The following is a 9,306-nucleotide window of genomic DNA, read 5'->3' on the forward strand; positions in this document are numbered from 1 at the left end:
AGCTCAATAGGTGCGACGCCTGGTAGGGCCTGGTCCGGCTTCGGAGACGACGACGTGTCGGTCCCGTGAAGACGAGCCGGACGGGGGATGCCCACGACCTCGGGCAGGGTGTTCTTCATCGGCAGCGATCTCCAGCCACACTGGTGCACCGGCACGGCTGTGCAGTCGAAATACCGCTCGGACTGCCGTCCGCGCAGCCGATACCGTGCGAACTCCGCTGCGGCGCCGACCTTCGATTCACGCGCGTTCAAGCTGCCCTCCGATCGGCGACGGTACCGGGCGGTGTCTGATCGATATCGTATGTGGCAGCCCGTCACGTACCTGGCGGCGGCCGGTGACCGTTGTGCCGGGGTAGGTCGTCATGATCGGAATCGGTGCTGAGCGAGTCCGTGGACAGGGTGGGGTCGTTCACCGGTAAGCCTTTTCAGCGGTGCCAGCGTTGAAGTTTGTCGGGATTCAGGACGATCCACACGGCGGTGACCTCGGCGTCGGCGACGCTCACGCTGGCCACCGCCACGACCTGACCCGCCCGGCGCAGCACCAGGCCCGTCCTGCCGTTCACGGAACCGACCGACAGTTCGGTGCCGGGCTGGCCGATCAGCAGCGCCGTGACCATCCGGGCGACCGCGTCCGCGCCGTAGGCGGGGTGGACGGGGGCGCGCACCTTGCCGCCGCCGTCGCTCACGACGATCGCGTCGGCGGCCAGCACCGCCCGCAGCGCCGCCGCGTCTCCCGTACGGCAGGCGGCGGCGAACCGCCGGGCGACACGGTCGTGCCTGGCCGGCATCTCCCCGCCGGCCCTCACCGGGGGCGGGGCCGGCTCGGGCGCTTCGACCTCGGGAACGTGGAAGGGGGCGGTCAGGAGCTCCAGGCAGATGCTTCCCGCGGTCCGCATCAGCCAGGCGCGCGGTGTCGCGATGCCGGCCCGTTCCTCGTCGTCGAGGGTGTACCAGCGGCGGTAGGTCTCCTGGACGACGTGGTCGGCCGCGAGCTCCGAGCCGAACATCCACAGCGCGATCTCGAGCAGGTGCTGCCGCTCGTCGAGCATCTCGGCCAGCGACTCGGCGCCGGCCTCGGTCATGGGCGTCCGCCCCGTGCGCGTGAGCGTTCGAAGGCCTCGATCTTGGCCGGGCTGACGATCCACATGAGGTGATGGATGCCGCTCGGCGAAGCGTCGATCGTGAGCAGCGTGACACCGTTGCGTCCGCGCGGGACGAGCACGCCGGCGCGGCCGTTCATCTCCACCCACGTGATCCCGGCGCCCGGCCAGAACCGGGGCGCGAACGCCGCCATGAACCTCGCCACCCGGTTGCAGCCCAGCACGGGGAACCGCGCCGCCCCTCCGAGGCCGTTGCCGTCGGAGGTGCTGACGACGTCGGCGGCGAAGAGGCCTTCCAGGGCGCCGATGTTCCCCGTCTGGGCGGCGTCGACGAACGCCGCCAGGAGCCGCCGGTGCTCGACCTTGTCGACGGGCTCGCGGCGCACGGCGGTCAGGTGCTTGCGTGCCCGGCTCACGAGCTGCCGGATGTTGACGGTGCTGAGCTGGAGGATCTCCGCTATCTGCGGATAGGGGTAGTCGAAGGCCTCGCGCAGGACGTACGCGGCGCGTTCGGTGGGGGTGAGCCTTTCGAGCAGGAGCAGGAAGGCGAACTCGAGCGCTTCACCGCGTTCGGCGCCCACCGCTGGGTCGAGGCTGGTGTCGATGGGCTCCGGCAGCCACGGCCCGATGTAGGACTCTCGTCGCACGCGGGCCGACTGGGCGACGTTGATGGACAGCCGGGTCGTGATCAGCGCCAGGAAGGCCGGCGGGTTCTCGACGGCCGCGCGGTCGGTGTCCTGCCAGCGCAGCCAGACCTCCTGCACGATGTCCTCGGCTTCGGTCGCGCTGCCGAGCATCCGGTAGGCGATGCCGAACAGCCGTGGCCGCAGTTCGATGAACGCGGTCGCGGCCCGCTCGAGTGCATGCATGTCCACCTGTGTCATCAGTGGTCGGTGGCGTCCAGGATAGTGGCGGTCACGGCGTCGGGCTGCGAGGCGCCGGCGACCTCGCGGGTTCCGCGTGAGCCGGCCCGCTCGGCCATGAACCGCAGCGCTTCGGCCGGGATGTCAGGTCGCGGTCGCCGTGGACGAACCAGGACGACGTGGTGTGCCAGGGCGCCGCGCACGTGCTCCAGCTCGATCGCCCACCGCAGGTGCTCGCGAAGGCTGCCGAGCGTGCCGATCCGCGGCTCAGGCGACATGGCCGCCGGGCCGGGAGTCGTCTTCGTGGACCTCGACCTCCAGCACCTCGATCGCGGCGCGCAGGCCGCGCAGGCCGATCTCCTCACGCTCCGCCTCCGTCGGATCGAACAGCCAGTCGGTGACCGGCAGTCGCATCGCCTCCTCCGCATGACTCGCCTGGACCTCGGTCAGTTCGATCTCGACCTCGACCTTGAGCTCACGCAGGAACTCGTGCTCGCCGCTCATGTCTCCTCCATATGTGGTTTGCGTGGATGTCCGGCCGGCTGACCGCGAGCAGCCCGGTCAGCTCCCGTTCGGTGGGAGAGTGGTTGCCCTCCGGAGCCTGCAGAACCTGCGGACCCCGGGCGACAGCTCGCACGCCTCGGCCAGCCAGGCCAGTGTCACCGGGCTCGCGCTGCCGCGACAGGCAGCCGGTACGGCATGCCGTATCCCGAGCTGCTCGACGGCGTCGGCGGTCCAGCCTGTGACATCGTCGAACTCGGCGGCCGTCGCCGATGCGGTCACGGCACCTGCTTGCCGGGGGTGTTCTGGTCGAGCCACTCGCGGTAGGTGATCGTGCCGAGCGTGGCGCCGTCCCCTGGCACGAGCGTGCGCTCGCCCGGCACACTGCCGAAGTAGCGTGCCAGCGGGTCGGTGACCACCTCGCGCGAGTCGCCCCAGGCCGCCAGTGCCTTACGGAAGAACTCATCCATTTGGTACTGCTGAGGCCCGGCGACCTCGGTCCGGCCGTTCAGCGGCGTGCCCACCGCGGTCCGGCCGACAGCCTGCGCGACCTCGTCGCCCGCGATGGGCTGGAACCGCACGGGCGCGATCCGCACCTTGCCGTCGTTGGTGGCCTCGTCGGCGATGCTCCGCACGAACTCGAAGAACTGCGTCGCGTGGACCAGCGAGTACGGAATGCCCGACTTCTCGATGAGCTTCTCCTGGGCGATCTTCGCCGCGAAGTAGCCGTTCTCCGGCATCCGCTCCGTGCCCACCACCGACACCGCGACGTGGTGGCCGACCCCTGCCGCCGCCTCCGCGGCCAGCAGGTTCCCCGTGGAGGTCTCGAAGAACTCCATCACCGCGGCGGGCTCGAACGACGGCGAGTTCGACACGTCGACCACGACCTGCGCGCCCTTCAGCGCCTCGGCCAGCCCTTCGCCGGTGAGCGTGTTCACGCCGGTGTTCGGCGAGGCCGCCACCGCCTCGTGACCGTGCTCCGTCAGCTTGGTCACGAGCTTCGACCCGATCAGACCCGTCCCGCCGATGACCACGATCTTCATGACAAACCCCTCTGTCGGCCCGGGGCGCCCCATGCGCGCCCCGGTCGCCAGCTAAGACAAGACAGCCCCCGCAGGTGTGACAGCCACCGCGAAATTCCCTGGCGAGGGATCCGTATGATCGCCACGGGGTAGTCGGCGTGGTGCAGGACCGCCTGGCTGACCGAGCCGTGCAGAGCGCGCGGAGCCCGTGGCGGTGGTACGAGCCGACCACCAGCAGCGAGGCCAGGGTGGCGGGGTGCGCCGGCGCCCTGCCCGGGCGGCCGGCGGGGGCCGGCTGCGCCGCCCGGTTGATCAGGGTTCGCTGGATCTCGAGTCCGGTGCAGTCCCCGGCGTAGGCGGTGCGCCGATAGGTGTGGGCGCCGATAGGTGTGGGCGCCGATAGGTGTGGGCGCCGAAGAACCACTGGGAGATCCGCCTGTCCTGCTCGCGGGTGAACGGCATGCCGTACCGCTCGGGATCCTCGATGCCGCGCGCGAGGTGTGCACGTCCGCCTTCGGCCGTTCGCCGACCGCGATGGCGTCGACGCCGCGCTCGACGGGTTCGATGGCGGCCCGCGACCCGGCCCCTTCCGTCCCGATGACCAGTACGGACGCGGCAACCCGGTTCTCTGGCGCGTGCATGGTTCTCCTTGCGCGCGTCGGCGACAGCAGCCGGGAATCAAGACCGGACAGCGGCCCGGTTTGTGACGACCGCCCTCGCGAGCGTGCCGGCGACGAGGGCGACGCAGACGACCGCGATGCCCGCGACCACGGCGGCCACCCCGATCCACGGCGTGGCTAGCGGCAGCAGCACGACGACCACGACGGCGCCCACGACCGCGACGGGAGAGATAACCGGCCTCGCCGAGACGAGCGAGTGGACCGCCGCGAGCAGCGCGAGATACACCCCGACCGGGGCGGCGACCGCGAACCCGATGGCCGCCACCTGATGTCTGCTCTGCTCGACCGCGACCTCCAGCCCCGCGCCGAGGGCCGCCAACGCGGCGAAGATGCCGTAATGCCCATACCCCCACCAGTACGACAGGTGACGGCGATCGCTCAGCCCCTCCCCTGCCGGGCAGAGGAAGTACAGCCACCACAGCGCGAACAGCAGCACGAGCCCGGAGCCGGCGATGACGACGAAGGGCCCGCTGATCCGGCCCGCTTCGAGCGCCCCCTCGACTCCCCGGCTGGCGGCCAGCACGCTCTCCCCGAACAGGATGATCGTGAACAGCCCGTAGCGCTCGGCGATGTGGTGCGGGTGCCAGGTGGTCGGCCTGGCCCGCTCCGCCCACCGCGGCACCGCCAGCTCCAAGGCGGCCAGGAGGACGAAAACGGGCAGCTGCCACGATGCCGGCAGGACGCCGGTCTCCACGAGCGCGAGCCGCAGTAGCCAGCCCACCTGGACGAGGCCGATCCCGGCGGCATAACGCAACCCGGTGCGGCGACCGTCTGGATCTTCCAGCGCGGCCCGCAGCCACTGGGCTACGAGCCCGACTCGCATGATGAGGTATCCCAGCGTGATGATCCCGAGGTCGGACTCGCCGACCGCGGCGGGCACCCCCGCGGCGAGCACAAGCACGCCGGCCATCTGCACCATGGTCAGCAGCCGGTAGGGGACGTCGTCAGTGTCGTAGGAGGAGGCGAACCAGGTGAAGTTCATCCACGCCCACCAGATCGCGAAGAACACCTGGAGGAACGGGATCAGCCCGGCCCCCGCGTGACCACCGGCGATGGAGTGCCCGAGCTGCGCGGTGACGGCCGCGACCGCCACCACGAACGTGAGGTCGAACAGGAGCTCCAGCGGGCTGGAGACTCGATGCGGCTCGTCGATGGGGCGTGAGCTCATCCGGACCCGGATCCGGATGAGGGTACTGGCTGGTAGCAAGGTCATGCTCCTGTCGCTCCGCAACGTCTGGTCCGTCTGGCCCGTCTGGTCCGTCTGGCCCGTCTGGTCCGTCTGGCCCGTCTGGCCCGTCTGGCCCGTCTGGAAGACAGGGCAGCAGCGCGATCTGTGACAACAGGGCAACGAGATCGCGTCACATGCGCTGCCGCGGGCCAACCATCCCTACACCTTCAAGCCTCGGTCATCTCCTCGAGTTCCTCGGCCACCGCCGGCCTCCATGCAGGACCAGGTCAGCCTCATGATTCTGCGGTGTTCAGCCACCAGCCGACGCCGTTCGGCCGCTCGCACATCGACCGGACCGGCCCTGCCGGGCCCAGCAGCCGCCGCGGCAGCGCCGGATCGACAATGGCCCGAACTGGTCGAAAGCGAAACATCGGTCCACGGAACGGCTGGTGACCTCCTCGGTCCGGTCCGGTCCAGTTCGGCTTCACGGGCCGGATCGGTGGACTCCTTCCAGGTCCGGGTCCGCTGGAAAGAGATCTCCCGGACGCGCAGCAGCTGCCGCAACCGTTCCCGGCCGACGGCGACGGTGCGCACCGGGTTGCCGGCCAGGTAAGCGGCCGGCTTTCGGATGCTCCAGTGCGTGAACCGGCCCAACTTCTCCGGGCGCGTCAGGGCCGTCTGAGCGATGAACTCCACGTCATCGTCGCTGATCAGTCGGGGACGGCCGCCCGCCCATCTGAGGTCCGGCGCCTCCAGCCCTCGGGCGTTGAAGGCGTGGATGACCTCCCGCACGGTGTCGTCGGCGGCGGCGACCAGCTGCGGGGGCGCGCCACTGGCGGACGCCATGATGACCAGCGCTCTGCGGACCCGGATCGAGCCGAGAACGACCGGCATGAGGACCAGCCCACCCGGACCGCGATTCACGACGCGCTCGGTCCGCCAGCGCGCTTCCTGAAGCATCAACCGGCCGTCGCACCAGTGCAGATCCGGGTGCAGGCCGGTGAACAACCTCTCGGCACCGCCCGCGGCCAGCTGCTTGGCGCGATAGATGACGTCCGCATCGAGCACGGCCCGGATCCGTGACCAGTGCGGCGCGATGAGCCGGTCGTGTGCCGCCCGCAGTTCCGCGGCGATCGCCCGCAGGCCTGCCGCCGGCCGCGCGGCGAGTGCGGCGGCGGGGAGTTCTTCGCCGAACACGCGCCGGAGGCTGGCCCGCACCTGACGGGCGGTCGTCCTTTGCAACGCCGCCAGGTCGTCCTCGATGGATGCCCCTGCGCCGAGCGGGTCCGCAGCCAGGGAGGGACGGTCCATCGGCACCCCCGTATCGAACATGTGATCTAAAAACTCTGGGACCAGGACCCCGGTCAAGGTTACGATCTTGCTGTTCGCCGGCCGGGTCGATCGGCCGGCTCTCCATGCTGACGGGGTGCGAAGACGCCCCATGACTGGACGGGAGATCAACTTTGAGGCGTGCACTGATCGCGGTGGGTGTCGGCTTGAGCGTGTTGGGTTCCACTGTCATCACCGAGCCGGCTCAGGCCGCGAGTGTGCTGGCGGTCCCGTTGTCTCCCACTGTGACGGCGGCTCAGCAGGTCGCGAGGTTCTGGCTCGCCGACGGGGCCGCCAACCTGAAGAACGCCACGCCGTACGCCGTGCAGACTGCGGTCGGCGGGGAACACCTGTCCACGGACATCGTCCCGGACGGCCCCCCGGCTTCCATCCCGCCATTGGAGGAGCCGGCCTCGCCGGAGGGGGAGCTGCCCACGACCTCGGGCAAGGTGTTCTTCATCGGCAGCGACCTCCAGCCGCACTGGTGCACCGGCACCGCTGTGCGCTCGAAATACCGGAACGTCGTCGCGACGGCAGGCCACTGCCTGCTGGACACCGAGGCCCCGGCCGGCCCGCTCACCAAGTGGGTCTTCGTCCCCGGCTACTCCGAGGGCATGACGCCGTTCGGCCTGTACGTCGGGAAGCAGGGCGTCGTTCACTATGACTTCGACGACATCCGGGACCACGACCGCGACCTCGCCTTCGTCAACGTGTACCGCGGGGTCGTCTCCTCTTCTCCGGACGTGCTGACCGATGCCGGGAATCTGGCCGAGAACGTCGGCGGCCAGGGAGTCGCGTTCAACCAGCCGCTCGCGCCCACGGTCGACGTCTTCGGCTACCCCGCCGGCCCCAACCCCGACGGCAGCCGGCCCTACACGGGCGAGACCCTCGAACGGTCGACCGGGTCGGCATTCGCGATGAAGGTCACGGGCCTTCCCGTAGACCGGCCCATAGGCGTGAACTCCCCGTTCACCGGTGAAGGCTCTCTCGGTTCCTCGTGGCTGACCCATTACGCCAGCGACAGCCGTACCGGCTATCTCAACGGCATCACGATCAGCGTTTCCGACACCGATGGCGACAGTCGGTACGACACCGGCGTCTCACCGTACTTCGACGGTGAGCTGTTCACGGTCTACCAGAAGGCCGCCAACTACTGGACTGGCTCCATCGCTTAGCGGCCCTTCGTGGTGCCGTTCGGCATCGCGCCGGCCGTCTGCGCTCCCGTACATGGTCTACAGGATCGCTGTATGCACCGCCCCTGCCCCCGTCTCCCGAAGCCGCTCGTCTCCCTCCATCGCGTCGACCCGGTCAGGTGCTCATTACCGCCGCCCGCCGAACTCCCAGTGGTGGACCTCGATGTCGGCGTACCGGTCCAGAGTCAGGACGGCGCGTGCCGCATCCGGGTCCGGCGCCTGCACCAGCAGCGCCGTACCCAGCCAGGTGGTGCCGTCGTCGGACAGCAACGGCCCATACGCGATCAGCTCGTCCAGGCCGGGCGGCGGGACGAGGTCGGCGGCCTGCCCGGAGCCGAGGCCCAGCACCAGATACCGGTTGCCGCCGTCTCGGCCGCCGGGGAAATCCCACATGGTGCGCCCCAGCACGTTGCGCCATCGGCGCAACACCACGTCCCGGTACACACCGGCCTGGTAGTTGGGCTCATCGAAGACGAACGCGCGCGCGGTGGCGAGATCCGGCAGGTCGACGATGTGCACGCTGCCGGTGGCCGTCTCGCCGTCGGGGCTCAAAGTGGGGCCGCGGGCGATCAGCTCCGCCGCGTACCGGTCCATGTAGGACCAATGCTCCTCCACCAACTGGTCGCGGAGGGTCGCGGAGCCGGGGCGATCACGGTGATAACAGAAGAACTCCATGCCGAGTACCTACCATGAACCGCAACGAAAGCTCCATTTCGGTCATCCAAGTCATCGGTGGCCCTTCAGCGCCGGAGAGAGGTCTCACGCAGCAACGAAGGGCCGGGGGGGCCGGCCGCTCCGCTACCGTCGATGGTCTCTCCGGGGATGTCGTCAGTTCCTCCGGCCGCCCCGCACCACCCCGGCGGCCTGGGTGCCGGTACGCCCCCGTGCGGACAGGTCGGCCACGCCCGGCCGTCCCTTTTCACACTCGGCCCGTCGTCCGGCGGGCAGCCCGCCGCCTCACGCAACCGCATGGACAGGGATACCGCGGTGGCCCGACCCTCTCACCGTCCGCAGAACATCACACTGCGAAAATCAGCAGCCGAAGGCGTAGAACTTGGCGTCGAATGAGTAATGATAGTACTTCCGCTTTGATATTTCGGTTACGCCACTGAACGGGCGGTTGCACTCGACGATGACGTCCTTGGCCTCGGCGAGGAGATCATCTCCGGCAGTGTCGTCTTCCCACACCTGGACCGTCACCTTCTCACCCGGTGAAAACTTGAGAGGGTTATGCGATGGGAATTCGACTATCTGGCCCTCTTCGTCCTCGTTGACGTCGACCGTGCCATCGATCGGGGCGAAGCGCTGACTTGCTCCATTACGCACGACCTTGATGAAGACTTCGTCGCCGTTGCTCCAGGTCCCCTCCTCGTCTATATCGTGAGCGTAGACGGTGATGCCGAGCTCGGTTTCGACGAGGGCGGCGGGCGCGGCGGGGGCGGCGACAGGAG

The 9,306-nt window shown here is 69.5% G+C and carries 11 protein-coding genes; 1 reads left to right on the forward strand and 10 read right to left on the reverse strand.

The features are described 5' to 3' along the window. Nucleotides 1-424 precede the first annotated feature (424 nt). The 8 genes from CA984_RS44755 to CA984_RS47230 all read right to left on the reverse strand — a co-directional run bounded on the left by CA984_RS44755 (nucleotide 425) and on the right by CA984_RS47230 (nucleotide 6,701). Complete coding sequence (locus CA984_RS44755; protein ID WP_108724589.1) at nucleotides 425-1,081, reverse strand: sigma-70 family RNA polymerase sigma factor family protein; 657 nt, start codon at nucleotides 1,079-1,081, stop codon at nucleotides 425-427. After that, nucleotides 1,078-1,968, reverse strand: a complete 891-nt coding sequence (locus CA984_RS17745; protein ID WP_165781301.1) for an RNA polymerase sigma-70 factor — start codon at nucleotides 1,966-1,968, stop codon at nucleotides 1,078-1,080. Before CA984_RS17745 ends, CA984_RS44755 begins: the two co-directional genes overlap by 4 nt. Before the next feature lie 14 nt (nucleotides 1,969-1,982). Next, nucleotides 1,983-2,240: a hypothetical protein gene (locus CA984_RS17750; protein WP_086573735.1), complete on the reverse strand. Its 258-nt coding sequence runs from the start codon at nucleotides 2,238-2,240 to the stop codon at nucleotides 1,983-1,985. Then, nucleotides 2,230-2,466: a hypothetical protein gene (locus CA984_RS17755; protein WP_086573737.1), complete on the reverse strand. Its 237-nt coding sequence runs from the start codon at nucleotides 2,464-2,466 to the stop codon at nucleotides 2,230-2,232. The genes CA984_RS17750 and CA984_RS17755 overlap by 11 nt, the downstream gene beginning before the upstream one ends. Nucleotides 2,467-2,523: 57 nt before the next feature. After that, on the reverse strand, nucleotides 2,524-2,745 hold the full coding sequence (locus tag CA984_RS45510; protein ID WP_133061699.1) for a hypothetical protein: 222 nt from the start codon (nucleotides 2,743-2,745) through the stop codon (nucleotides 2,524-2,526). Continuing rightward, a complete protein-coding gene (locus tag CA984_RS17760; protein WP_086573739.1) occupies nucleotides 2,742-3,506 on the reverse strand; it encodes an SDR family oxidoreductase in 765 nt (254 codons plus the stop codon). Before CA984_RS17760 ends, CA984_RS45510 begins: the two co-directional genes overlap by 4 nt. Before the next feature lie 657 nt (nucleotides 3,507-4,163). Further along, nucleotides 4,164-5,333: a low temperature requirement protein A gene (locus tag CA984_RS17775; RefSeq protein ID WP_242676014.1), complete on the reverse strand. Its 1,170-nt coding sequence runs from the start codon at nucleotides 5,331-5,333 to the stop codon at nucleotides 4,164-4,166. Between the two features lie 219 nt (nucleotides 5,334-5,552). Next, nucleotides 5,553-6,701, reverse strand: coding sequence for a helix-turn-helix domain-containing protein (locus CA984_RS47230; RefSeq protein ID WP_207620915.1), 1,149 nt, complete (start codon nucleotides 6,699-6,701; stop codon nucleotides 5,553-5,555). A 134-nt stretch (nucleotides 6,702-6,835) separates the two neighbouring features. Between CA984_RS47230 and CA984_RS17790 the strand changes: the two genes are divergently transcribed. Next, a complete protein-coding gene (locus CA984_RS17790) occupies nucleotides 6,836-7,837 on the forward strand; it encodes a trypsin-like serine peptidase (protein ID WP_278249031.1) in 1,002 nt (333 codons plus the stop codon). Between the two features lie 144 nt (nucleotides 7,838-7,981). On the opposite strand, the gene CA984_RS17795 is transcribed toward CA984_RS17790, so the two are convergent. Together CA984_RS17795 and CA984_RS46260 are read right to left on the reverse strand one after the other, a co-directional pair. Further along, nucleotides 7,982-8,530 carry a YciI family protein gene (locus CA984_RS17795; RefSeq protein ID WP_086573746.1) on the reverse strand — a complete coding sequence of 183 codons (549 nt, stop codon included), beginning with the start codon at nucleotides 8,528-8,530 and terminating at the stop codon, nucleotides 7,982-7,984. Nucleotides 8,531-8,887: 357 nt separating this feature from the next. After that, nucleotides 8,888-9,306 (reverse strand): hypothetical protein (locus CA984_RS46260; RefSeq protein WP_165781302.1); only part of this gene is annotated, 419 nt, incomplete at its 5' end.

The organism is Streptosporangium minutum (assembly GCF_002149035.1).
Taxonomy (GTDB): domain Bacteria; phylum Actinomycetota; class Actinomycetes; order Streptosporangiales; family Streptosporangiaceae; genus Streptosporangium; species Streptosporangium minutum.